The sequence below is a fragment of the Candidatus Corynebacterium faecigallinarum genome, from assembly GCF_052264515.1.
GTDB classification, from domain to species: domain Bacteria; phylum Actinomycetota; class Actinomycetes; order Mycobacteriales; family Mycobacteriaceae; genus Corynebacterium; species Corynebacterium faecigallinarum.
This window is the reverse complement of sequence record NZ_JBQQOC010000016.1, coordinates 49,239-73,654: the sequence shown is the minus strand read 5'-3', so window position 1 is coordinate 73,654 and position 24,416 is coordinate 49,239. Positions and strand designations below refer to the sequence as shown.

Annotated in this window: 22 protein-coding genes and 2 tRNA genes; 15 read left to right on the top strand and 9 right to left on the bottom strand. The window is 65.2% G+C overall.

Translation table 11 applies throughout. From position 1 onward, the window contains the following. Positions 1-183: 183 nt before the first annotated feature. Positions 184-1,083, top strand: a complete 900-nt coding sequence (locus ACTXPP_RS09705; protein WP_443341952.1) for a cutinase family protein — start codon at positions 184-186, stop codon at positions 1,081-1,083. A gap of 66 nt (positions 1,084-1,149) precedes the next feature. Here the strand turns inward: ACTXPP_RS09705 and ACTXPP_RS09700 are convergent, their stop codons facing one another. Then, positions 1,150-2,829 (bottom strand): AMP-binding protein, encoded by a 1,680-nt coding sequence (locus tag ACTXPP_RS09700; protein ID WP_443341950.1) that lies wholly within the window; start codon positions 2,827-2,829, stop codon positions 1,150-1,152. A 213-nt stretch (positions 2,830-3,042) separates the two neighbouring features. Between ACTXPP_RS09700 and ACTXPP_RS09695 the strand changes: the two genes are divergently transcribed. Then, on the top strand, positions 3,043-3,621 hold the full coding sequence (locus tag ACTXPP_RS09695) for a lipoprotein LpqH (protein WP_301495799.1): 579 nt from the start codon (positions 3,043-3,045) through the stop codon (positions 3,619-3,621). Between the two features lie 92 nt (positions 3,622-3,713). Here ACTXPP_RS09695 and ACTXPP_RS09690 read toward each other — a convergent pair whose 3' ends face one another. Then, positions 3,714-5,246, bottom strand: coding sequence for an alanine/glycine:cation symporter family protein (locus ACTXPP_RS09690; RefSeq protein WP_301495801.1), 1,533 nt, complete (start codon positions 5,244-5,246; stop codon positions 3,714-3,716). 318 nt (positions 5,247-5,564) lie between these two features. Between ACTXPP_RS09690 and ACTXPP_RS09685 the strand changes: the two genes are divergently transcribed. After that, positions 5,565-6,386, top strand: a complete 822-nt coding sequence (locus ACTXPP_RS09685; protein ID WP_301495803.1) for a DsbA family protein — start codon at positions 5,565-5,567, stop codon at positions 6,384-6,386. Positions 6,387-6,461: 75 nt separating this feature from the next. Here the strand turns inward: ACTXPP_RS09685 and ACTXPP_RS09680 are convergent, their stop codons facing one another. Continuing rightward, positions 6,462-7,058: a TetR/AcrR family transcriptional regulator gene (locus ACTXPP_RS09680; protein WP_443341947.1), complete on the bottom strand. Its 597-nt coding sequence runs from the start codon at positions 7,056-7,058 to the stop codon at positions 6,462-6,464. A gap of 97 nt (positions 7,059-7,155) precedes the next feature. Here ACTXPP_RS09680 and ACTXPP_RS09675 point away from each other — a divergent pair, with 97 nt between their 5' ends. Beyond that, positions 7,156-7,746, top strand: coding sequence for a dihydrofolate reductase family protein (locus ACTXPP_RS09675; protein WP_443341945.1), 591 nt, complete (start codon positions 7,156-7,158; stop codon positions 7,744-7,746). 350 nt (positions 7,747-8,096) lie between these two features. Here the strand turns inward: ACTXPP_RS09675 and ACTXPP_RS09670 are convergent. Continuing rightward, positions 8,097-8,172, bottom strand: a tRNA-Ala gene (locus ACTXPP_RS09670). Positions 8,173-8,493: 321 nt separating this feature from the next. Next, positions 8,494-8,569, bottom strand: a tRNA-Ala gene (locus ACTXPP_RS09665). Between the two features lie 210 nt (positions 8,570-8,779). On the opposite strand from ACTXPP_RS09665, the gene ACTXPP_RS09660 reads away from it, so the two are divergent. The 7 genes from ACTXPP_RS09660 to nrdE all read left to right on the top strand — a co-directional run bounded on the left by ACTXPP_RS09660 (position 8,780) and on the right by nrdE (position 15,361). Then, a complete protein-coding gene (locus tag ACTXPP_RS09660; RefSeq protein ID WP_443341944.1) occupies positions 8,780-9,352 on the top strand; it encodes a hypothetical protein in 573 nt (190 codons plus the stop codon). A 149-nt stretch (positions 9,353-9,501) separates the two neighbouring features. Further along, positions 9,502-10,146 carry a vitamin K epoxide reductase family protein gene (locus ACTXPP_RS09655; protein ID WP_301495810.1) on the top strand — a complete coding sequence of 215 codons (645 nt, stop codon included), beginning with the start codon at positions 9,502-9,504 and terminating at the stop codon, positions 10,144-10,146. 251 nt (positions 10,147-10,397) lie between these two features. Next, the gene (gene ykgO, locus ACTXPP_RS09650; RefSeq protein ID WP_075733004.1) at positions 10,398-10,520 is read left to right on the top strand and encodes a type B 50S ribosomal protein L36; all 123 of its coding nucleotides are present in this window, start codon (positions 10,398-10,400) and stop codon (positions 10,518-10,520) included. 419 nt (positions 10,521-10,939) lie between these two features. Beyond that, positions 10,940-11,170: a glutaredoxin-like protein NrdH gene (nrdH, locus tag ACTXPP_RS09645; protein ID WP_301495815.1), complete on the top strand. Its 231-nt coding sequence runs from the start codon at positions 10,940-10,942 to the stop codon at positions 11,168-11,170. A 105-nt stretch (positions 11,171-11,275) separates the two neighbouring features. Then, positions 11,276-12,643: an MFS transporter gene (locus ACTXPP_RS09640; protein WP_443341941.1), complete on the top strand. Its 1,368-nt coding sequence runs from the start codon at positions 11,276-11,278 to the stop codon at positions 12,641-12,643. Between the two features lie 12 nt (positions 12,644-12,655). Beyond that, positions 12,656-13,120 carry a class Ib ribonucleoside-diphosphate reductase assembly flavoprotein NrdI gene (gene nrdI / locus ACTXPP_RS09635; protein WP_301495816.1) on the top strand — a complete coding sequence of 155 codons (465 nt, stop codon included), beginning with the start codon at positions 12,656-12,658 and terminating at the stop codon, positions 13,118-13,120. A gap of 81 nt (positions 13,121-13,201) precedes the next feature. Next, the gene (gene nrdE, locus ACTXPP_RS09630; protein ID WP_301495818.1) at positions 13,202-15,361 is read left to right on the top strand and encodes a class 1b ribonucleoside-diphosphate reductase subunit alpha; all 2,160 of its coding nucleotides are present in this window, start codon (positions 13,202-13,204) and stop codon (positions 15,359-15,361) included. A 205-nt stretch (positions 15,362-15,566) separates the two neighbouring features. Here the strand turns inward: nrdE and ACTXPP_RS09625 are convergent, their stop codons facing one another. Beyond that, positions 15,567-16,064, bottom strand: coding sequence for a ferritin (locus ACTXPP_RS09625; protein WP_301495820.1), 498 nt, complete (start codon positions 16,062-16,064; stop codon positions 15,567-15,569). A 435-nt stretch (positions 16,065-16,499) separates the two neighbouring features. Between ACTXPP_RS09625 and nrdF the strand changes: the two genes are divergently transcribed. Further along, entirely contained in the window at positions 16,500-17,498 is a 999-nt protein-coding gene (nrdF, locus tag ACTXPP_RS09620) for a class 1b ribonucleoside-diphosphate reductase subunit beta (RefSeq protein WP_443341940.1), read from the top strand. A 40-nt stretch (positions 17,499-17,538) separates the two neighbouring features. Here nrdF and ACTXPP_RS09615 read toward each other — a convergent pair whose 3' ends face one another. The 3 genes from ACTXPP_RS09615 to ACTXPP_RS09605 form a co-directional block, all read right to left on the bottom strand. After that, positions 17,539-17,703 carry a DUF8730 family Cys-rich protein gene (locus ACTXPP_RS09615; RefSeq protein ID WP_443341938.1) on the bottom strand — a complete coding sequence of 55 codons (165 nt, stop codon included), beginning with the start codon at positions 17,701-17,703 and terminating at the stop codon, positions 17,539-17,541. A 105-nt stretch (positions 17,704-17,808) separates the two neighbouring features. Continuing rightward, positions 17,809-18,084 carry a metal-sensitive transcriptional regulator gene (locus ACTXPP_RS09610; protein WP_301499016.1) on the bottom strand — a complete coding sequence of 92 codons (276 nt, stop codon included), beginning with the start codon at positions 18,082-18,084 and terminating at the stop codon, positions 17,809-17,811. Then, entirely contained in the window at positions 18,071-19,864 is a 1,794-nt protein-coding gene (locus ACTXPP_RS09605; RefSeq protein ID WP_443341937.1) for an FAD-dependent oxidoreductase, read from the bottom strand. The genes ACTXPP_RS09610 and ACTXPP_RS09605 overlap by 14 nt, the downstream gene beginning before the upstream one ends. 409 nt (positions 19,865-20,273) lie before the next feature. Here ACTXPP_RS09605 and ctaD point away from each other — a divergent pair, with 409 nt between their 5' ends. From ctaD to ACTXPP_RS09590, 3 genes are all read left to right on the top strand, one after another. Next, entirely contained in the window at positions 20,274-21,974 is a 1,701-nt protein-coding gene (ctaD, locus tag ACTXPP_RS09600; protein ID WP_443341935.1) for an aa3-type cytochrome oxidase subunit I, read from the top strand. A 97-nt stretch (positions 21,975-22,071) separates the two neighbouring features. Then, entirely contained in the window at positions 22,072-23,370 is a 1,299-nt protein-coding gene (gene serB / locus ACTXPP_RS09595; protein WP_443341934.1) for a phosphoserine phosphatase SerB, read from the top strand. Beyond that, positions 23,370-24,263 (top strand): aminoacyl-tRNA hydrolase, encoded by an 894-nt coding sequence (locus ACTXPP_RS09590; RefSeq protein WP_301495214.1) that lies wholly within the window; start codon positions 23,370-23,372, stop codon positions 24,261-24,263. Before serB ends, ACTXPP_RS09590 begins: the two co-directional genes overlap by 1 nt. The last annotated feature ends 153 nt before the right edge of the window (positions 24,264-24,416 follow it).

Below are 24,416 nucleotides of genomic sequence, written 5' to 3'. Positions count from 1 at the left end.
GGTGACCTGCTACGCAGTGCGGAACCCGGACACACATTCTGACCATTAACCCCGTGGGCAGGTCCATGAGCAGCTGAAGGTGTAGGTGTACGTGCTGGATGGCAGGTCACCGCCGAGGTGCTTATACTTACACCGAAATTCTCCAGTTGTTAATTGCTGTCCCCACCTCTCAAAGGAGACACCGTGCGATCCTCTCTCCGTCCCACCCTCCGCGCCGCGGTCCGCTCTGCGCTGGCGGCGGGATTGCTCACCGTCACCGCCGCCACTGTCGCTCTCGCTGCACCGACGGCGTCCGCCCTGGGATTCTCAAACGGCACCGTCGCCACCCCGAACATCCCGCGGTGTGAGCCGGACATCGTCGTGCTGGTCCCCGGCGGAGGCAACACTGTGCCCGGCCTGCCCGACAACTTCCCGGTCGGCGCGTACATCTCCGACTTGGGCGCGATGGTGGAGAAGCCGGGACGATCGACCTCCCGCACGGTGTCCTACAATGCCGCCCCGTTCGTCGCCACCGCCTACACCGAGTCCCGGTCCGACGGGATCGCCAAGACCCGGAAGCTAGTGGCCAAGACCGCAGCCCAGTGCCCGTCATCAACGATCAGCCTGGCCGGCTACTCCCTCGGCGCTGACATCGCCTCGCGGGTCACTGCCGACATCGCCCATGGTCGCGGTCCGGTGGACGCAGACCGCTTCGGCTCCACCGCGCTGCTGTCGAACCCCTCCCGCAGCCCGGAGACCGTCGTAGCCGGTAGTGCGACCCGTGGCGAGGGTGTCTTCGGTGCGCTGCCCGGCGGCTACGGCAAGCTCACCGGCCGGGTGATGGACGTGTGCAACCAGCGTGACTACATCTGCAACTCGACCGGACGCACCGACAACACCCGCGGCCATGCCGAGGCGTTCACCGAGGTGGCGGTGGTGAACCGTGACGTGGCGACCGTCGCGGCGATGGAGCCGGGGGAGGCCGCCCGCCTGGCGGCGGAGGTGCCGTTCGACCTGGTGCCCGGGCAGGCGGCCCACGCCACAAGTTACGGCGGGTCCGGGGGAGCGAACCCGGCCTTCGGTTTCCTGCGCAAGCACTTCTGACCCGCATTGCGCCAGCGGTGGGCACGCCGGTGCCGGCGTGCCCAGCGTCCTGCCGGGCGCAGCGTCCTATTCGCCCTGCACCGCTTCGTCGCGTAGGACGTTCTTGCGCACCTTGCCGGTGGAGGTCCGCGGCAGCTCCTCGATGATGCGGTAGTCACGCGGCACCTTGTATCCGGCGATTAACGCCCGGCAGTGGTCCACCACCGACCCTTCGACCTCGGCGGTCGCGTCGGTCTCCGGTGTGAGCACCACATAGGCGCGTAGCTTCTCGCCCCACTTCTCGTCCGGCACCCCGATGACCGCAACGTCCGCGATCGCCGGGTGGCTGATGATCGCCTGTTCCACCTCGATGGTGGAGATGTTCTCCCCGCCGGAGATGACCACGTCCTTCGCCCGGTCGAGGATCTGGATATAGCCGTCGGGGTGTTGGACGGCCAGGTCACCGGAGTGGAACCAGCCGCCGATGAACGCCTCGGCGGTGGCGTCCGGATTGTGGAAGTACTCCTTCATCACCAGGTTGCCGCGCATCACGACCTCGCCCATCGTCTCGCCGTCGGCGGGGACGTCCACCAGCACGGTGTCCGGGTCGGCGTGCCGGTCGACCTGCTCAACGACCCTGACCTCCTCGCTGGTGACGATGGCGAGTCCCTGCCGGGCCTTCAGCGTGGCGCGGTCCTCGACGGACAGGGCTGCCCAGTCGGGCTGGGCGGCGCAGGAGACGATCGGCCCGTACGTCTCGGTCAGTCCGTAGACGTGGACGATGTCGAGCCCCAGGTTCTCGCAGGCGGCGATGGTTGTCGGGGCGGGTGGGGCACCGGCGGTGGCGATGGAGATTCCGGTGACCTGGTGGGCCTCCTCGGCGCCGACGATGGTGTTGAGCACGGCCGGGGCACCGCACAAAAAGCTGACGGACTCCTCGTCGATCAGCCGCCAGATCTCCGGGCCGCGCACCGCACGCAGTGCGATCTGGGTGGAGGAGGTCGCCATGGACGCCCACCCGGAGCACCAGCCGGAGCAGTGGAACATCGGCAGCGTCCACAGGTACACGGTGTCCAGGGTGAAGCTGTAGGTCACCGACAGGCCGAGTGCGGCGAGGTACGCCCCACGGTGGGTGTAGACCACGCCCTTGGGGCGTCCGGTGGTGCCGGAGGTGTAGTTGATGGCGATCGCGGCGTTCTCGTCGGCGACGGTGAAGGGGAAGGACGCATCGGGGTCTTTGTCATCACCGTCGCCGTCACGCCATTCGCCGCCGGCGAGGTAGGCGTCCATGGTGGTGACCGTGCCGCTGTCGGGGTGTTTCGGCTGCGGCTGGGTGCCGTCGCCGTTCGGGATCAGGACGTAGGTCTCGACCAGGTCGGCGCTGTCGAGGGTCCGTCGGGACGCCAGGATGAGGTCCTGTTCGCCGAACAGGGTCCGGATGCCGGCGTGGTCACAGATGTAGCGGACCTCGGCGGGTGCCAGTCGGGTGTTGATCGCCACCAGGACTCCACCGGCCAGTGGGACGGCGAACTGGGCCAGCAGTGCCTCGTAGCTGTTGGACGCCAGCATGCCGACCCGCTCGCCGTCCCGCAGACCGTTGCGTCGTAGGGCGCGGGCGAGGGTCACGGCGTCCTGCCGGAACGCTGCGAAGGTGATGCGGCGGGGGCCGTCGATGCAGGCGATGCGTTCGGGGTGGACGGTGGCGCTGCGTTCGAGGAAGCGCAGCGGGGTGAGGGCGGCATTCAGACCGGCGGTGGAGGTGGTCATGACAGTGGGCGGATCCTTTGGGGGGTGGGGAGCAGTTGTCCGTCGACTATAGGTGTGAGTGCCGTCACGTGCACCGGGACGATGATGATCCGGCGCCAGGTTTACCCCCGGGGACGGGGCACACCGGGGACTTTTCCCCACGGAAATGAGGTGGGTTCGCCGGAACACATACACTTGGGCGAACACCCGTTCCTACCTAGGAGGCTTTCCGTCATGAAGACGACCACCACCCGTCGCCGCGCCGCGGCCGTTGTTGCAGGCCTGTCGATGATCGGCGCCCTCGCCGCCTGCTCCGACGATGATGACGGCGGTGTCACCACCACGGTGACCAAGACCGTCACCGAGGGTGCCGAGGCAGCGGACGACGGTGCGTCCGACGAAGCCTCCGCACCGACCGAGGACTCCGGCGCGACGAATGGTGCCGACGGGGACGGCAGCATCGCCAGCGTGGTCTTCGACGGCGACGACGTCACCGACCGCTTCACCACGGTGCAGTGCCGGGCCGACAACGACAGTGACGACAACGACAATGAGTTCGAGATCGACCTGCGCGGCGAGAATCGTGGCGACAAGGTCGAGATCGACCTCGACCTCACCAACGACCCCTTCGTCGAGGGCCTGAGCATCGACCTGGACGGCGTAGAATGGGAGAGCGAGGACCACCACGAGCGGGAGGCCACCGTCGATGTCGATGGTGACACCTACACCGTCAGCGGTGAGGTCGAGATCGACGACGACCACGCCGATGCCGGTCAGACCGCCACTCTCGAGGTTGAGGTCAGCTGCGCCTGAGCTGACTGAACCGACAGCAACACACGACCCCCGCGCCCGGGATGGGCGGCGGGGGTCGTGGTGTTCTCCGGGAGGCGTCAGCCCGGGCAGCGTCAGGCGTTCACGCCGCCGGGGCCGGAGGATCCGGACGAGCCGGTGGATCCGTCGGAGTCTCCATGGATGTCATCGGCGTACGTGCCGTACATTCTCCAGGGGCTCTTCTGCTCGATGAGGAACTTCTCGACGTCCTTCGCGCTTGCCCGCAGATCCGGGTCGAAGTCCAGGTAGGCCTTGGTCTCCCGTGCGATCATGCCGGAGAGCAGCAGCAGGCCGATGAGGTTGGGCAGGGCCATCAGGCCGTTGGCCAGATCCGAGAAGGTCCATGCCACGCTGAGCTCCATGGTGGCACCGACGGCGACCACACAGGTGAAGATGATGCGGTAGGGGATCGTCGCCCAGTCGCCGAAGACGCGCTGGGCATTGCGCTCGCCGTAGTAGGACCAGGCGAGGAGGGTGGAGAAGGCGAAGAAGACGATGGAGATGGTCACGATGTGGCCACCCCAGTGACCCGGCAGTGCTTCAGAGAAAGCGTCGCTGGTCATGGTGCCGGCGCGGTCCTCGCCCTGGTCCCACACTCCGCTGGTGATGATCACGAGGCCGGTGAAGGACACGACGATGATGGTGTCGATGAAGGTCTGGGTCATGGAGACCAGGCCCTGGCGCACCGGGTGTGTGGTCTTCGCGGCAGCGGCTGCGATGGCGGCCGAGCCCATGCCGGACTCGTTGGAGAAGATACCTCGGGCCATACCCATCTGCAGGGCCAGCATGATGCCCGACCCGACGAAGCCACCGGTGGCTGCGGTGCCGGTGAAGGCGTCGGTGAAGATCAGGCCGAATGCCTCCGGGATGGTGCTGGCGTTGATGGTCAGGACGACAAGCCCACCGATGACGTAGATCGCGATCATCATCGGGACGAATCCGGAGGTCACCTGTCCGATCGCCTTGATGCCGCCGAGCAACACAGCGCCGACGAGGATGAACAGGACCGCGCCGGTGACCCTCGGGTCGATGTTGAAGGTGTTCTCGAGGTTCTCGGAGACGGCGTTGGCCTGGGTCATGTTGCCGATGCCGAAGGACGCGATGATGGCGGCGATGGCGAAGAACCATGCCAGGAACTTGCCGACGGGACCCTTGATGCCACGTTCGAGGTAGCGCTGCGGTCCACCGGACATATGGCCCTTGCCGTCGGTGACGCGGTAGCGGACACCGAGGAATGCTTCGGCGTACTTCGAGGCCATGCCCAGTAGCCCGGTGACCCACATCCAGAACAGTGCGCCGGGGCCACCGATGGAGATCGCGGTGGCGACACCGACGATGTTGCCCACGCCGACGGTGGCGGCGAGCGCGGTGGTCAGCGCCTGGTACTGCGAGATGTCGCCCTCGCCGCCATCGTCTGAGCGGTCTAAGAGTCCGAGTCGCATCGCCGGAATCAGCTTGCGGAAATGGACGCCACGAAGACGGATCGTCAGGACCAGACCGGTGGCGAAGAGGAGGGGGATGAGGAGCCAGGGGCCCCACACGAAGGAAGCGGCTTCATCGAGGCCGTCCTCGAAGCTCGATGCGAGCACAAGTTCTGTCGTCTGCATGGGGGAAACAATATTCCTCCCGGGGGCGGGGCGGAAGCGGAACCTCCCATTTTCTCGTGACAATCTTGTGAACTTCCTGGAAGCCCGTGACAACGGGGTCAGTCTGTGGGTGTGCTGTGAAACTCGGGTGAGGGTATAGCAGTTCACTGGGAATGCTGGTCAAGTGTCGGTACCACGGTGGAGTCGGCCGTGGTCCAACCGCTAGGGTGTAGGAGGATTCCGCGCCCGGCCCGCTAGGTGCCGTGCGCGGTATGAAGACTGAGATCATGTAGAGACCGTCAAAAGACCGTCAAAGAACCGCTGAAAGGTTGGAGCTTCGTGAGCCAGAAGATCAAGGCGCCGAACGACAAGAACCGGAGTTTCCTCTGGGGGATCGTGGCGCTCATCGTCATCTGTGCGGTGGTCATCGCGGTGATGGTCATCAACGGGCGGAACAGTAACAATGAGGACCTGACCGCCGCTGACGTGTCCTTCTCAGTGTCGCTGGAGGACGGCGCCGTGCAGCTACGTGGTGAGGACGCCGCGGATGACGCGGTCTCTGCCGAGGTCTTCGAGGATTACGCCTGCTCGTACTGCGCCCAGCTGGCTGAGGCCGACAGTGAGTCCATCCAGGATGCCGTCGAGAACGGTGAGATGAACGTGGACCTGCGCACCGTGAGCTTCGTGGACCAGGGCGGAGCCTCCACCCGCGGTGGCGCCGTGGCCCTGGCGATCGCCGACACCGGTGACGCCGGCGCATTCTGGGCCTTCCACGAGAAGGGCTTCGGCGACCAGACGACGGTCGCCCGCACCTGGGAATGGGACGACTACGCTGATGCTGCAGAGCAGCTCGGCATGGACGCTGAGCTCGTGGACTCCATCCGTGACGGCTCGGTCGAGGAGACCTACGGCTCCATGCTCGAGGCCAACGGTGAGAACCTCAACGAGCGCATGCCGGAAGGCGCGGCCACCCCGGCCCTGTTCGTTGAAGGAAACCAGGTCGAGCTCCAGCAGGGTGAAGACGGCGGATTGAGGGACTGGGTGCCGGACGTGCTGGCAGCCCGCGCTGACGCCGCAGATTCGGACGCTGATGCTACCGAGGGTGCAGACGCCACCGAGGACACCGACGCTGATGATGCTGACGCGGACTCCGGGGAGTAACTCCCGACGCTGAGGTAGGTACCGCAGCTTTCACGGCACCGGGAACCATCACTGATGGTTCCCGGTGCCGTGTTTCTACGTCCGGTCCGCTGTCTGGTCCCTGGCTTTCCCGAGAAGTCCGCCGACCAGGTCATCGATGATGTCGTCGGTGGGGGTGTCCGGCATCAGGGGACCGGTGAGTCGGTCGAGGACGAGTCCCTCGATCGCGTAGTGGAACAGGGCGATCTCGCGGGGGCCGCCGGGAAGTCCCGCATCGGTGTTGAACTGGACGTCCCCGGCGAAGCCTTCCCTACGCCACCGGTCGAGGACGCCGGCGACCTCGGGGCGCCGCATGGCCTCCAGCCGGAGCTCGAACAGGGCGATCGTGGCGTCCCGGTCGGTGGTGAGCCGACGGGCGATGTCGCGCATGTAGTCGGCGAACAGGTCAGGGCCGGGAGGCTGACTGCTGCGGCGGGACAGGTCCTCCGGTGCCGGCGCCAGGCGTTCCCCGATCCGGTCGACCAGGGCGCTGATCAGAGCGTCCCGCGTCCTGAAGTAGTTCGTCGCCGTCCCGGTCGGGACGCCCGCCTTGCGGTCCACGGCGCGGTGGGTGAGGCCGCGCGCGCCTTCGCCCGCGAGGATCGACAGGCCGGCGTCGGCCAGGGTCCGGCGTCGTTCGATATTGCGTGCCATGGACACACTCTAGCGACAACCACGACAGGTGGTGTAGTTTCGGAGATGAACCAACCACTACATCTGATGTGATTCAGATGGGGGAACGGAGGCCACCATGCGTGAGCTCGTGTACTACGTCGCCGTCAGTCTCGACGGATTCATCGCCGGACCGGACGGCCAGTTCGACGCTTTCCCGATGGGAGATCAGGACGAGATGTTCCAGTGGGTCGCTGGGCGATACCCGGACACCATCCCCACCGACATGGCGGGGATCCTGGAGCCGATGGGTATCGGTCAGGACGAGGGCCCGTTCAGTACCGTCCTGATGGGCTGGAACACCTACCGCGTCGACGGGGAGGACAGTATGCCCAGCCCTTACCGGCATCTGGAGCAGATCGTGTTCTCCCGCTCCCGCAGTGCGGCCGAGGAGAACCTCTGCACCACCTCCGAGGACCCGGTCGCGTTCGTCCGGGAGCTCAAGGAACAGGACGGCGGCGACATCTGGTTGTGTGGGGGAGGGGAGCTGGCCGGCGCCCCGGTCGGGGAGATCGACCGGCTCGTCCTGAAGCGGAACCCGGTGCTGTTCGGCGAGGGGGTCCCGCTGTTCGGACGCCACGGTTACGCGCCGCGCAGCTTCCGTCTGGTGGAGGCTCATCCGGTCGCCACCGGGGTCGTCATCGAGGAGTACGTCCGGGCTGGCGACTGACGGCTCACGACTGACGACTGATGGCTGAGGGTTGACGGTTGATGGCAGGCTGAGTGGGAACGCAAAGCTCGCCGGTTCAGCGGTCGGTCGATCACACCATGTATCTGTCCCAGAAGCTCGCCGCCGGTTCAGTCTGCTCGACCACGTCGACACAGAGGCCCGAGGGGTCGCGGAACCCGAAGTGCCGCTGGCCGCGGGGCGAATGAGACAGGCTGAAGCGGGGCATCCGCTGGATGCTTCGAAGACCACGGAGTAGACAGGCTCGATTCCGCCATCACCCAGCTCAACTCGTGGCCGGTGGTGGAACGACGAAACCCGCCGGTCGATGGTGACCGGCGGGTTTCCGCTTATGGTGGAGCTAAGGGGACTCGAACCCCTGACCCCCACACTGCCAGTGTGGTGCGCTACCAGCTGCGCCATAGCCCCGCACGCGATGCTGTTCCGGAGCCCCGGACACAGTGTTGCGAACGAGGGACAGATTACAACGCAGTCGGACGAAGCTCCAAATGGGCAGGACGCTCCGACGGTCCCCGCAGGGGAGGGGCGCAGTCCGGCGGCCGTGGCATTCTGACTCCTGCTCTCGGTTGGTGCAGGCCATGGAAAAACAACCGAGAGCAGGAGTCACGGGATACATGGAGATGTGGTGTCCCGGGATCGACAGGATACGACAATGCGCCGTACAGCCGGAGTCTGGCCGCAATGCTAAAGACCCCGGTCGGCATTTCGGCCGACCGGGGTCTTTCCTTGTGGTGGAGCTAAGGGGACTCGAACCCCTGACCCCCACACTGCCAGTGTGGTGCGCTACCAGCTGCGCCATAGCCCCGCACGCTTCTCGGCAGTGACTGCCGTGTTGCGAACGAGGTTTAAGCTACCCCATTCCCGGCGGACCGCACAAACAGGCTGGTGGTGGCGGGGAAGTTCATGGGGGAGCTGGTGTGGGGAGGTGGTGCTGTGAGGTGGGTCAGAGGCCGTTGTGATGCTGTCGTGAATCGCGGGAAGGTTATGGACGCATCAACAACCCTGTGGTTGTCTGGTGGCGCTTCCGCAGGATATGCCGCAAGGCAACCTGCGACACCCCTCAACGCTGGCCAAAGGAACATCATGCCAACACATCGCCGATACGTCCGTCCCCGCACCGAAGACGGAGAGCGCCTCCGCACCCTCCCGTAACGACAGGAGCGGAAACAAGAGCGGCCGCCGTGCCAGCCTGCCGCTGATCTCCGGTCTGCTCGTCGGCCTCATCGGCCTGGCGTTCGTCATCGGCGGTGTGGCTGGCTGGTTCACCGTCAAGAGTGAGCTTGTCGACGAGCAGGTCACCGTCGCCGACGATGCCGAGCGCTTCGCCGGCGAGCAGGTCGATGGTCCCCTCAGCGCCTACTACCTGGCGGACATCGTCAAGCAGCGCGTCCTCGAATCCACAGACGGGAAGACCTACGCCGAACTGGGGCAGGACGACCCGGCCCGCGAAGTGGCTCTGCAGGGTTCGACCGTGCGCTCGGCGCTGATGACCTCCGTCACCTCCTTCGGCGTCTCGGCATTGGCGTTCGGGGCGGGCGTCGCCGCAGTGATTGCCGGTGTGGGTCTGGCGTCACGCCGGACGTCCTGAGCCTTGTCCTGACTTCAGTCAAGACATCTCCGTCGGGGGGTCACCGACCGCGGTGACCGGGGGTGTGCTGGAGTGAGTGACCTATGTCCGGGGCTCCGCCAGGACTATTGTGGGGGACAAGGAAACCGACAGATACAGGAGTGTCAGTGGTGACGACGGCAGCGTCCACAGATCCGACGGGCCAGGGAGCTCACGCAGCCCAGGCAGGGGCCACCAGGGGGACGTGGGGAGCGTCCGCGCTGTACGCGTGGGCGACCACCCTCTTCGGCGTCATCGGTCTGTTCATGTCCGGTCTGATCATGTACGACAAGATCAAGCTGATGGAGGACCCGGACTTCTCCCCGGCCTGCACCATCAACGACGTGGTGTCCTGCACCGACGTGATGAACTCCGGGCAGGCGTCCGCCTTCGGCATCCCCAACCCGTTCATCGGGCTGGTGGGCTTCTCCGTGGTGATCTGCATCGGCGTGGCGCTGCTGGCCGGGGCGCGGTTCCGGGCCTGGTTCTGGTACGGCTTCCTGGCCGGCCTGGCGTTCGCCGTCGGATTCGTCCACTGGCTGGCCTATGAGGCGCTCTACGACATCCAGGCGTTGTGCCCCTACTGCATGGTGGTGTGGGCGGTTGTCCTGCCGCTGTTCATCACCACGGTGGTGGGGATCGGGCGTGCCCGTGCGCGGGACCGGGGCGATGAGGTGACCACCGGGGCGAGCGCCATATTCGGCATGCCGCTGATCGTGCTCGTGGTCTGGTACCTCGGTTTCCTGGCGCTGATCCTGCAGCAGTTCGTGTTTTAGGCCGGTGCTGGGCAGTCGCTAGGCAGTCGCTAGGCAGTCGCTACTTCAGCGGTTTGGATTTCGGCCCCGCCACAGGCTAGACTTTCGTGCTGTGTCGCGACCCGGAACCCTCCGGGTCTGCTTGCTGTGGAACCGGGCGGACGTTGTTTCTCCGGTGGCAGCGAAGATCATCTACTGGTCAACACCGATCAACACCGTGCCGACGGGTTGCACATCGCAGCCACGGCCGAATGACGAGAAAGGAGCGCCCAATGAAGGTTCGTAAGTCCCTTCGGTCGCTGAAGAACAAGCCGGGCGCCCAGGTCGTTCGTCGCCACGGCAAGGTCTTCGTGATCAACAAGCGTGACCCGCGTTTCAAGGCTCGCCAGGGCTAGGACGCCGGTCCCGCACCGCGCAGTTTTCACTGCGAACACCCCTTCCACTCATCGTCCTCTCGGGGACGGCAGCGGGAGGGGTGTTGTCGTATGCGCAGGGCCTCCCCGGGGGGGGGATACGGAGGATACGGAAAATACTGCGGTGGATAAAATTACCTCCATGTTTTTCAGCCACCACATGTAGTGCCGGGCTTGATCGGCCACCTGCGAATACGCACCTTGTAAGTACCATATGTAGTGTTCGACTCTTGTTATTACCCCCACATCTCGTGTCTTTTTGGGTTGTGTGGCCCGCGCGTCCCGGTGTAGGGTCGTCTTCACACCGCCCGGTACGCCGGGCAGCAAGACCTTGACTCGCCACCTATTTCGACCACGTACTCCATCCCCATCCAGCCTCGAACTTCCAGGGAGACTTCACGATGATCACCGTCTACACCAAGCCCGCTTGCGTCCAGTGCACCGCCACCAAGAAGGCCCTGGACAAGGCCGGCGTTGACTACGAGATGGTAGACATCAGCCTCGACGACGAGGCCCGGGACTACGTGATGGCCCTCGGACACCTGCAGGCACCCGTCGTGGTCGCCGGCGAATCCCACTGGTCGGGCTTCCGCCCGGACCGCATCAAGGCGCTCAGCGCCGCAGCGGCCTGACCCGCCGCCCGCGACATTGGGAAGGGCGCTGCCGGCTGGCAGCGTCCTTTCTCTATGTGCTGAACCCCTCCCCGCTGATCTTCTTCCTACAGGTGGTGCACATCCATGATGGCTCGTCCGGAAAGGCCGCGGCGTAGAGCCGGACGCTCGGTGTTCCGGTCGATGCTGGCCGATACGACACCGTTGCAGTCGCCGGAGTTCAAACGCCTCTGGATCGCCAACATCATCACCGTCATCGGTGCCCAGCTCAACGTCATCGTCGTGCCGATGCAGATCTACGTCATCACCGACAGTTCTGCCTACGTCGGCCTCGCCGGAGCGTTCGGCCTGGTGCCCCTGGTGATCTTCGGTCTCTACGGCGGTGCCCTGGCCGATATGATGGACCGCCGGAAACTCCTGGTCATCACCACTGTCGGTCTCATCGTCACCGCCGTGGCATTCTGGGCCCAGGCAGCAGCAGGTCTCGACAACGTCTGGCTGATCCTGTGGATCTTCGCCCTGCAGCAGGCCTTCTTCGCCGTCAACCAGCCCACCCGTACCGCGGTGACTGCCCGGATCGTGCCGGACGGTTCCATCGCCGCGGCAACCTCGCTGAACATGACCGTCCAGCAGGCTGGCGCGGTGGTGGGGCCGGTGCTCGGTGGTCTGCTGATGCCGCTGACCGGCTTCGCATGGTTGTACTTCATCGACGCGGTCTGCCTCCTGGCGACACTGTGGGCGGTCATCGCCCTGCCTGCTTTGCCGGTGGACACCCCGGACGGTGCCCGTGCGGTGCGGCGCAACGGCAGACAACGCAAGACCCCAGGATTCCGCAGCATCATCGAGGGATTCGTCTTCCTCGCCGCGATGCCGATTCTGTTGATGAGTTTCATCATCGACCTCATCGCCATGGTCTTCGGCATGCCACGCGCCTTGATCCCGCAGATGTCCACCGTCGACTTCGGCGAGTCCGGTGAGGGCGGGCTGTTCCTGGCCCTGCTGTACGCCGCCGTACCCGCCGGCGCGGTCCTGGGAGGCGTGTTCTCCGGAACGGTGACCCGGCTGCGACGCCAGGGTCTCGGCATCGTCGTCTCGGTGCTGCTGTGGGGTGTCGCGATCATCGTCATGGGCGCCGCAGTGATGCTGGCGGACGGACGCGCCGGCCTGTGGGCCTGGGTCGCGGTCATCGCCTTCGTCTTCGGCGGACTGGTCGACATGTTCTCCTCGGTGCAGCGCTCGGCGATGCTGCAGGAGGCCGTCGACGACCACATGCGCGGACGACTGCAGGGTGTGTTCCTCATCGTCGTCGCCGGCGGCCCGCGACTGGCGGACATGCTGCACGGTTGGGCCGGTGCGTCCTGGGGAGCGGGCATGGCCACCCTGGTCGGCGGTGTCGCCGTGGTGGTCGGGACGCTCATCGCCATCGCACTGGTCCCGTCCTTCCTGAAATACGTTCCTGCCCGTTTCGCCACCCAACCGGTTGTTACACAGTAGAAAGGAGTCACCATGTTCATCGTCTACTTCTCCTCCACCACCCGGAACACCGAACGGTTCGTCCAGAAGCTCGATATCCCCGCCGCACGCATCCCGCTGCGCCGTGCCGATGCGCCACTGACGGTCGACGAACCGTTCGTGCTGGTGTGCCCGACCTATGGAGGTGGGGCGTCAATCACCGGCGACAATTCACGTCCGGTGCCGAAACAGGTCATCCAGTTCCTCAACGACCCGTCCAACCGGGAGCTGCTGCGCGGGGTCATCGCCGCGGGCAACATCAACTTCGGCGAGGACTTCTGCAAGGCCGGTGACATCATCTCCGCGAAGTGCCAGGTTCCCTACCTTTACCGCTTCGAGCTGATGGGAACCCCGACCGACGTCGAGCGGGTCAGTGAGGGACTCGAGGAGTTCGAGGCATCGTTGCGGGCCGAGGGGCGCTGGGACTCCCGGCAGGTCAGCGGGGCCACCGTGACCTGAGTGGCAGAGCAAGAGACGACACGGTAGACATGAACAGATATGCGCCAGCCATCGTGGAGCGCAGAGCACTAAGGGGTAAGAATGACCACTGATCTCGGCAAGACAGTCGCAGAGCCCGTCGACACGGCGGAGCAGCTCGACTATCACTCGCTCAACGCGTTGCTGAACCTGTACGACGCTGACGGCAACATCCAGTTCGACAAGGACCGCGAAGCCGCCAACCAGTACTTCCTGCAGCACGTCAACCAGAACACCGTCTACTTCCACGACCTGGAAGAAAAGATCGGCTACCTCGTCGACAACAAGTACTACGACCCGCAGGTGATCGACAAGTACGACTTCGGGTTCATCAAGGCCCTGTTCAAGCGGGCCTACGCCCACAAGTTCCGGTTCCAGACCTTCCTCGGCGCGTTCAAGTACTACACCTCCTACACCCTGAAGACCTTCGACGGCCGACGCTACCTCGAGCGTTACGAGGACCGGGTGTGCATGGTCGCCCTCGGGCTGGCCGACGGTGACCGGGCGATGGCCGAGAACCTCGTCGACGAGATCATCGAGGGCCGCTTCCAGCCGGCCACCCCGACGTTCCTGAACATCGGCAAGGCCCAGCGCGGCGAGCCGGTGTCCTGCTTCTTGCTGCGCATCGAGGACAACATGGAGTCCATCGGACGCTCCATCAACTCCGCGCTGCAGCTGTCCAAGCGCGGTGGTGGTGTCGCCCTGCTGCTGTCCAATGTGCGTGAGGCCGGCGCCCCGATCAAGCACATCGAGAACCAGAGCTCCGGTGTCATCCCGGTGATGAAGCTGCTGGAGGACTCCTTCTCCTACGCCAACCAGCTCGGTGCCCGTCAGGGTGCCGGTGCGGTGTACCTGAACGCCCACCACCCCGACATCATGCGTTTTTTGGACACCAAGCGGGAGAACGCCGACGAGAAGATCCGCATCAAGACCCTGTCGTTGGGTGTGGTGATCCCGGACATCACCTTCGAGCTGGCGCGGCGTAATGACGACATGTACCTGTTCTCCCCCTATGACGTCGAGAGGATCTACGGCAAACCCTTCGCCGATGTGAGCGTCACCGAGCATTACGAGGAGATGGTGGAGGATCCGCGGATCCACAAGAAGAAGATCAACGCCCGCCAGTTCTTCCAGACCCTCGCCGAGATCCAGTTCGAGTCGGGTTACCCGTACATCATGTACGAGGACACGGTGAACCGGGCGAACCCGATCGAGGGTCGGATCACCCACTCCAACCTGTGTTCGGAGATCCTGCAGGTCTCCACACCGAGCGTGTTCAACGCGGATCTGACGTACTCGCACATCGGTGAGGACATCTCCTGCAACCTGGGGTCGTTGAACATCGCTGCGGCGGTGGATTCGGCGGATTTCTCGACCACGATTGAGACCGCGATCCGGGGTCTGACGGCGGTGTCGGACCAGACGTCGATTGATTCGGTGCCGTCGATCCGTGAGGGCAACAACGGTTCGCACGCCATCGGGTTGGGGCAGATGAACCTGCACGGTTTCCTGGGTCGGGAGCGCATCCACTACGGCTCGGAGGAGGGCCTGGACTTCACCAACGCCTACTTCGCGGCGGTGATGTACGAGTGCCTGAAGGCGTCGAACACGATCGCCCGTGAGCGCGGGGTGCGGTTCGCGAACTTCGAGAACTCGGAGTACGCCTCCGGTGCGTTCTTCGACCGTTACGACCCGGCTGAGTTCCAGCCGACCACCCAGCGGGTCAAGGAGATCTTCGCCGGTTCCACGATCCACACCCCGAGCGTGGAGGACTGGGCCGAGCTGAAGGCGTCGGTGGCTGCCCATGGTCTGTACAACCGGAACCTGCAGGCTGTGCCGCCGACCGGCTCGATCTCCTACATCAACAACTCGACGTCGTCGATCCACCCGATCGCCAGCAAGATCGAGATCCGTAAGGAGGGCAAGATCGGTCGCGTCTACTACCCGGCGCCGCATATGACCAATGACAACCTGGAGTTCTTCGCCGATGCCTACGAGATCGGGTACGAGAAGACCATCGACACTTATGCGGTGGCGACGAAGTACGTGGACCAGGGGTTGTCGTTGACGTTGTTCTTCCCGGATTCGGCCACCACGCGTGACATCAACAAGGCGCAGATCTACGCGTGGCGTAAGGGTATCAAGACGTTGTACTACATCCGACTGCGTCAGACGGCGTTGACCGGTACCGAGGTTGAGGGCTGCGTGTCCTGCATGCTGTAGGACCCTCAAGCCAGAACAACCACATTCGATCGAGAACCTTCTGAACGGAGTCGTTCGGCGGAGTCTCGATCGAATGTGGTTGTTCGTCAAGCGAGCATCGGGGGGAGAGGGGATACGTCCCCGGCGGTGGCCGGGTCACTCCCGCAGTCCGGGATGTCGGATGGTGCTGCGGTGACTACCGCAGTACTGCGCAGTACTGCAGGGACTACTCGGAGCTGCGGCCGCCGAGCTTGGCGTCGATGCGCAGCAGGCCGGAGCCGTCGTTGCCGACGGTCTTGATCCAGTCGATGATGTCGTTGACGGTGGACTCTTCCTCGATCTGCTCGGCGAGGAAGAAGTTGATCAGCTGACGGGAGTCGATGTCACCGGTCTCGTCCGCGGTGCGGGCGAGGTTGCGGATCAGCTCGGAGACCTTCTGCTCGTGCGCAAGGGCAGCCTCGAAGGCGTCGAGCGGGGTGGCGATCTTCAGGGACGGCAGCTCGATGTCGGTGAGGTCGACACGCGCTTCGCGGTCGAGCAGGTGCTCGGCGAACTTGGCGGCGTGCTCGCGCTCCTCGTCGGCCTGGGCGCGGAACCAGTCGCGCATGCCCAGGAAGGAGAGACGGTCCATCTCGTAGGAAAGCTGGGAGTAGATCAGGGACGCCTGGTGCTCGGCGACGACCTGCTTGTTCAGGGCTTCTTGGAACTTCTCGTTGATACTCATGACATTCACCGTACTGATCGGATTAACCTCTCTCTAGGAAATTCAGCCTAACCAATTGCTTATATCCGCAGGTGAAAAGGCCTGTCTGCCCTAATTGTGCATTGCCTGTGCTTTCTGCGATTTTGTACTGTTTCCGCAGGTCGGCAGAGACGTGTCAGGGGAGATGGTCGAAACTGGCACCCCGGCGGTCGTTCGGCGCTCTCCATGATATGTGAGCCTAGCCTTATGGTAAATACCCCTATTTGGGGGTGGTCGAAGGGTCGTGATCGATTCAGGACGCCGCGTCGGTGACGCGTCCGTCGGGGTATCGGCCGGGGTGTCGAACGTCTGTCAGTTAGTCATGGATCGACCGGCAGCGCGAGCCTCTGATGGGCTAGACTGGGCGCGTTCACGCACTATTTCTGTGCGCGGCCGCCAGAGGTACAGGAGAGATACATGACCACGTCCAGTCAGGCACGCACGCCCATCCACCACGCAGAGGGCGGGCCGGTGACCGCGATCAACTGGAACTCCATCCCCGATGACAAGGACCTGGAGGTCTGGGACCGGCTGACCGGTAACTTCTGGCTGCCCGAGAAGGTGCCGCTGTCCAACGACATCCCGAGCTGGGGCACGCTCAACGATGTCGAGAAGCAGGCGACGATGCGGGTGTTCACCGGTCTGACCATGCTGGACACCATCCAGGGAACCGTCGGTGCCACCAGCCTGATCCCGGACTCGCTGACCCCGCACGAGGAGGCGGTGTACACCAACATCGCCTTCATGGAATCGGTGCACGCCAAGTCCTACTCCTCGATCTTCATGACTCTGGCGTCCACCCCGGAGATCAACGACGCCTTCCGCTGGTCGGAGGAGAACAAGAGCCTGCAGGACAAGGCCGACATCATCCTCAACTTCTACCGGGGCGATGACCCCCTGAAGAAGAAGATCGCGTCCACCCTGCTGGAGTCCTTCCTCTTCTACTCGGGCTTCTACCTGCCGATGTACTGGTCCTCGCACGCGAAGCTGACCAACACCGCCGACGTCATCCGACTGATCATCCGGGACGAGGCCGTGCACGGCTACTACATCGGCTACAAGTACCAGCGGTCCCTCGAGAAGGAGACCGAGGCCCGCCGGCAGGAGCTCAAGGACCACACCTTCGAGCTGGTCTTCGAGCTCTACGACAATGAGTGCCAGTACTCCGAGGACATCTACGACGACCTGGGCTGGACCGAGGACGTCAAGCGCTTCCTGCGCTACAACGCCAACAAGGCACTGAACAACCTCGGCTACGAGGGACTGTTCCCGGACGACGAGACCCGGGTGTCGCCGTCCATCCTGTCGTCACTGAACCCGGGCGGCGACGAGAACCACGACTTCTTCTCCGGATCCGGTTCGTCCTACATCATCGGCAAAGCCCAGAACACCACCGACGACGACTGGGACTTCTAGTCCCAGGCACCGCGGTGGTGTCTCGTCCGGTGGCAGGTGGCTACCGGCCGAGGATCCTGGCGAAGAAACCTCCTTCGGACGGCTCTTTAGGGTGGCCGGCGCAGCGGTCGGATTCCGGGACGCCGGCCATGACCTGGTCGACGTGCATGCCGCAGCCGGCCCAGGTGGTTTTTCCGCATTTCTTGCAGGTGATCGGTCGACACATGATGGTTTCTCCTTCAAACGTGGGATGGAATGCCCCGGGGACCGGGGCGGGGACGGCGGGGGAGGTTGGGGGATTTCAGGGGACGATGGGGGAGTACGGGAGCGCTCAGGCCAGGGAGAGGAAGAGCTTCTCGAGTTCCTCGGTCGTGAGCCCGTCGTGGTCGGCGGTCGACTCCGGGTCGGCCATGCAGTCCTGCATCGCCGTGGACACGACGACATAACCAGCCCGGTGCAGGGCGTGGATCACGGTGGACAGCCTGGTCACCACATCGCGGCAGGACGACTCGTCCTCCACGGCAGTGATGAGTCCGTCGAGTTGCCCGCGGGCCCGACGCAGCCGGTTCAGGATCTTTCGTTGGGCGTCCTGGTCAGTGGTCGTCATGGTGTTCATCCTTTCGGGAGGGAGCGGTGTATCGGTTTCTCGGTGTCGGGTCTGCGGGGGCCTGCAACAGTTCCCCGGCCTTGTCGCCGAGGGTCGCGCGGAGGGTCAGCATGCCGCCGGACAGTGTCGCCGAATCGAATCCGGCCTGGGCAAGGATCCGGTGGGCCAGGGCCGAACGGACGCCGGAGGCGCACATCACCCGCACGGGGCGTCCTGCCGTCTCGTCGCGCACCTCGTCGAGACGCCCACGCAGCTCGGTGTGCGGAATGTGCAGTGCGCCCGGCAACATCCCGGTGGCGATCTCATCGGCGGTGCGGACGTCGAGCACCAGTGAGCTCTGACGGACCTCGTCAGGGTCAACGAGGTCATCGGCGTACCAGAGTGTCACGGTGCCGTCGAGGACGTTCGCCCCGAGCATCCCGGCCAGATTGACCGGGTCCTTGGCCTGGCCGTACGGCGGGGCGTAGGCCAGGTCGAGGTCGATGAGGTCATCGACATGCAGGCCGGCACGGATGGCGGTGGCCAGGACGTCGATCCGCTTGTCCACCCCGTCGGCGCCCACGGCCTGGGCACCGAAGATCCGGCCGTCTGCCGGGTCGATGTGCAGGCTGAGGTGGACCTGTTCCGCCCCGGGGAAGTACCCCGCGTGCTGGTTCGGATGCAGGTGCAGCGTCCTGGCGTCGATCCCGGCATCGATGAGCGCACGACGGTTGGCACCGGTCATCGCTGCAGTCAACGCACCGACACGAACGATGGCGGTGCCGGCGGGGGACGGCAGTGCCCGCGCGGTTCCGGGGCGCATGATGTCGTCGGCAACCTGGCGTCCTGCTCGGTTGGCCGGGCCGGCCAGGGCCACTGGGCGGCGGGCCCCGGTGACCGGGTCGGTGCTGATCGTCGCATCGCCGACCGCCCACACCTGGGGCAGTGAGGTCCGGCCGTGCTCGTCGGTGACGATGGCACCGCGTTCACAGGCGACCCCTGCGGCCTCGAACACGCCGGTGTCGGGACGCACTCCGGTCGCCAGCACGATGAGGTCAGCGTCCAACGAACTGCCGTCGGAGAGCTCGACGGTGTCGCTGCCCTCACCGGCGAGCACCCGCAGTGCGGCGGTGTCGGTCCGCACGTCCACCCCGAGCCGTCGTAGTTCTCCGGACACCAGCCACGCATGCTCGCTGTCCAGTGGGGGGAGAACCTGTGGTCCGTATTCCACCAGGGTGGTGGTGATGGCGCGGTGGGCGAGCACCTCGGCGGTCTCGACCCCGATGAATCCGGCGCCGAGCACGACGGCGCTGCGGGCGTCCTCGGCGATCTCACGGAGGGTGACGGCGTCGGGCACCGTGCGCAGGGTGTGGACGCGGGGGGAATCCAGCTCCGGGAGCGGGGGAGTGGCTGCCGTAGCCCCGGGGGAGAGGACGAGGGCGTCGTAGTTGATCTCGATTGTTCCGTCGGGCGTCTCGACCGTGACGGTACGGGACTCGGGGTCGAGGCCGGTGACGTCATGGTGCGTGCGGACATCCAGGTTCAGCGATTCCTCCAGTCGCTGCGGGGTCTGCACTAGAAGGGCTTCCCGGTGTTCGATCTCCCCGCCGACGTAGTACGGCAGACCGCAGTTGGCGAAGGACACGTGCTCGCCGCGTTCCAGCACGATGATCTCGGCGTTGTCATTGAGGCGTCGGGCACGGGCGGCGCAACTCATGCCCCCGGCGACACCGCCGACGATCACGAGGCGGGATGGGGTATCCGGCGGTAAAGGGGCGCGGGATTCTGGGGGAGGTGTCATAGTCGAAAGAGTATACCCCGGGGGTATGCGTTGTCACGGCGTCCATAACGGTTGCGCGACCGGCATTGAGCAGTTTTATGGGGGATGGCGCCGGGTGGATGCCCGGGCATGTCGGTGGGTGGGGTGAGGGGCACGTGGGTGAGTGAGGCGAGGGGCGGGACGCTGTGACCGGCGGAGACGGCTACCCGGTGTGCAGGGCACGGTCGGCTCTCCCACCCCCGATTGCGTGATAGACGGGCCGGGGTGGGGGCTCTGGCTATTAATGACGGGGCCGACGCATTAGTATTGGTGGCAGTCTGCGCGGGGTCCTGCGTGACGGGTGGTGTCCAACGCCGCCAAGGGTCCCGCCGAGCAGCTCATTCATTGGGTGTCGAACCGACGATCGGCACCGCGTAGTCAGGAGGATTGAATGACCGCAGTAGCGCCAAGGGACGACCACGCTGTCGCCCCCGAACGGCCTGCTCCGCACGGTGGAAAGTCTGCGAAGGGTGGGCATGCGTGGAATATCTTGACCACGACCGACCACAAGCAGCTCGGCATCATGTACTTGATCATGTCGTTCACCTTCTTCGCGATCGGTGGCCTCATGGCCCTGCTGATCCGCGTCGAGCTGTTCCACCCGGGACTCCAGTTCCTGTCCAATGAGCAGTTCAACCAGCTGTTCACCATGCACGGCACCGTGATGCTGCTGCTGTTCGGAACACCGATTGTCTGGGGTTTCGCCAACTACATCATGCCGCTCCAGGTCGGTGCGCCCGATGTGGCGTTCCCGCGTCTGAACGCCTTCGGCTTCTGGCTGACCACCTTCGGTGGCATCATCATGCTGACCGGCTTCCTCACCCCCGGTGGTGCGGCCGACTTCGGTTGGACGATGTACATGCCGCTGGCTGACGCCATCCACTCACCGGGTGTCGGTTCACACCTGTGGGTCGTCGGTGTCGCCGTCGGTGGTGTCGGCTCCATCGCCGCCGCCATCAACATGCTGACCACCATCCTGTGCCTCCGCGCACCGGGCATGACCATGTTCCGTATGCCGATCTTCACCTGGGGCATCTTGGTCACCTCGCTGGTGGCGCTGCTGATCTTCCCGCTGCTCGCCGCCGCCGGCCTGGGTGTCCTCTACGACCGCATCCTGGGCGGCCACATCTACGACTCCGCCAACGGCGGTGCCATCCTGTGGCAGCACCTGTTCTGGTTCTTCGGCCACCCCGAGGTGTACGTCCTCGCCCTGCCGTTCTTCGGCATCATGTCCGAGATCTTCCCGGTCTTCTCCCGCAAGCCGGTCTTCGGCTACGTCGGCCTGATCTTCGCCACGCTGTCGATCGCGGCACTGTCGATGGCGGTGTGGGCCCACCACATGTTCGTCACCGGCGCGGTCCTGCTGCCGTTCTTCAGCTTCATGACCTTCCTCATCGCCGTGCCGACGGGTATGAAGTTCTTCAACTGGTTGGGAACGATGTGGAAGGGTCGAATCACTTTCGAGACCCCCATGGTCTTCGCCATCGGCTTCTTCGCCACCTTCCTCTTCGGTGGCCTGACCGGTGTCATGCTGGCCTCCCCGGCCCTGGACTTCCACCTCTCGGACACCTACTTCGTGGTCGCGCACTTCCACTACGTGCTCTACGGCACCGTGGCCTTCGGCGCCTTCGCCGGCGTGTACTTCTGGTTCCCGAAGATGACCGGACGCATGCTCGACGACCGCCTCGGTAAGTGGCACTTCTGGCTGACCTTCATCGGCTTCCACATGACCTTCCTGATCCAGCACTGGCTGGGCAATATGGGTATGCCGCGCCGCTACGCCGACTACCTGGACCAGGACGGCTTCACCGTCATGAACCAGATCTCCACCGTCGGTGCGCTGATCCTCGGCCTGTCCGTCCTGCCGTTCGTCTGGAACGTCTTCCGCTCCTGGCGCTACGGTGAGATCGTCACCGTCGACGACCCGTGGGGCTACGGCAACTCCCTGGAGTGGGCCACCAGCTGCCCGCCGCCGCGCCACAACTTCACCTCGATGCCGCGGATCCGCTCCGAGCGCCCCGCCTTCGAGCTGCACTACCCGCACATGGTCAAGACCATGCGTGAAGAGTCGCACGTCGGACGTCACTTCTAGTCCACGACTAGTCCCCGTGTAGTCCTTCGCGACACCGGCCACAGCCACACCCCAACTACGCGGGGTGTGGCTGTTCCGCATTTCGGGGCATGAGACAATGAAAGGTGTGGAGAAGCAGAACGAAGCCAACACCCCAGCCGCCAGTCACCACCTGACCGTCACCCTCGCACCGGGACTGACCCCGGGGGTCGTCACCGTCACCGGTCCCGACGCCCCCGGTGTCTCCGCGGATTTCTTCCGCATCCTCGCCGAGCACGACGTCCAACTGCTTGACGTCGAGCAGGCCGTCTTCCGGGGAAACCTCAACCTCGCCGCCTACATCGGTGTCATCGCCGGCAACACCGAAGCCATGCGACAGTCGCTGTGCGAACAACTCACCGACCGCGGCATGACCGTCATCCTGGACGTCAGCGAGGAGGTCCAGTCCAGCCGGGCCCGGTCCACCCACGCCGTCGTCGTCCTGGGTGATCCGGTCACCGCCGAGCACATCTCCGCCATCGGACGCACCCTGGTGGAGAGCGGTGCCAACATCGACCGCATCCGTGGTATCGCCGACTACCCGGTCACCGGACTGGAGCTGAAGATCACCGCCGCCGACCCGACCCCCGGCGGCAGCGCCGAGCTGCGTCAGGCACTTGCCACAGTGGCACATGAAACGGGTGTGGACATCGCCATCCAGCGGGCCGGCCTGACCCGTCGCACCCCCCGTCTGATCTGTTTCGATGTCGACTCCACGCTGATCCAGCAGGAAGTCATCGAGATGCTCGCCGCCCACGCCGGGCGTGAGGCCGATGTCGCCGCGGTGACCGAGCGGGCGATGCGTGGTGAACTGGACTTCGCCGAATCCCTGCACGAGCGGGTCAAGGCTCTGGCCGGGTTGGACGCCTCTGTCATCGACGAGGTGGCGTCGATGGTGGAACTCACCCCGGGTGCACGGACCACCATCCGTACCCTCAAGCGCCTGGGCTTCCGCACCGGTGCGGTCTCCGGCGGTTTCGTCCAGGTCCTGGAGCCGCTCGCCCGCGACCTGGGGCTGGACTTCTACCGGGCCAACACCCTGGAGATCGTCGACGGCAAGCTCACCGGCAGGGTCATCGGCCAGGTCATCGACCGCGACATCAAGGCCGAGACCCTCAAGGAGTTCGCCTGGCGCAACGGTATCGCCCTGCACCAGACCGTGGCTGTCGGTGACGGTGCGAATGACATCGCCATGCTGTCGGTCGCGGGCCTGGGCATCGCCTTCAACGCCAAGCCGGCGTTGAAGGAGGTCGCTGATGCGGCGGTGAACCACCCCTTCATGGACGAGGTGCTGTTCATGCTCGGCATCGACCGCGACGAGATCGACGCCGCCGACCTCGAGGACGGCACCTACCGGCGCGTCCCGCTCGAGTACTGATGCCCGAGCTCGACCGTGGGGTGCCGGCAGGAACCGACGACGCCGACAAGGTCCGAGTCGCCCACCGCAGACTGCGGGAGGTCCTGGACCGTCACCGCGACGGTCGGGACGGCGAGGACCCGGATGACCCGTTGACCGTCCAGGTGATGCCGTTGGTGCTCGAGATCCCGCACGATCCGCTGCCGGCACGTCGGGCTGTCCTGGAGGCCGCGGCGACTGCCTGTGTCGCGGTGTGCCTGGATCCGCGGGCCGGCGAGGAGACCGGGGAGACCACCGGTGCCTTCGCCGCCGCGTTGATGAGCTGGTACGGTGCCCGGATCCGCAAGATCGCCCGCCGGGCCCGCAACAAGAAGTGGCGGGACGTCCAGGCGCTGCCCGGGGTCACCGCCGAGGTCGACGGTGCCCGGGTGCGTGCCTTCACACCGTGTCCGGTGAGCCAGACTCCGGCGTTGATCAACCGGCTGCAGATCGAGGGCACCGACCTGGTTGACGGTTCGGACGACAGCCCGGACGGCAACTCAGGCGACGGCTCGGGCGGCAGTTCCCACGGCACGCCGAGCGACACCTCCTACGGCACCCCGGTGATCTACGTGGATTCCTCGTTGGGGATGTCCGTGGGCAAGGCAGCGGCGCAGGTCGCCCACGGTTCGATGCTGCTGGCTGCGGAGATGGGCGCGGACGCGGCGCTGGAGTGGTCGGCCGCCGGTTTCCCGCTGGAGGTCCGTGAGGTGCGGCGGGAGCTCTTCGCCGGGCTGCGCGCGCGGGCGGAGGCTGTTCGTCAGCATGACGCGTCGTCCGGGTACGCCGCAGTGGTGCAGGACGCCGGCTACACAGAGGTGGCCCCGGGCTCGGTCACTGTGGTCGCCGTAAGCGGGACTGTGGTCGCCGGCTGATCTCTCCGTTGGTGCCCGCGCCGACGACTGACCTTCGGCACTCTGCCTTCCACCCGTGCTCTCACTCGCACTCCTGGTTGGTTTGAGGGGGTCTCGACCAACCGGGAGCAGGAGTGACGTTCAAGAAGCTGTGGGGAGCGATGAAGCTGTGGG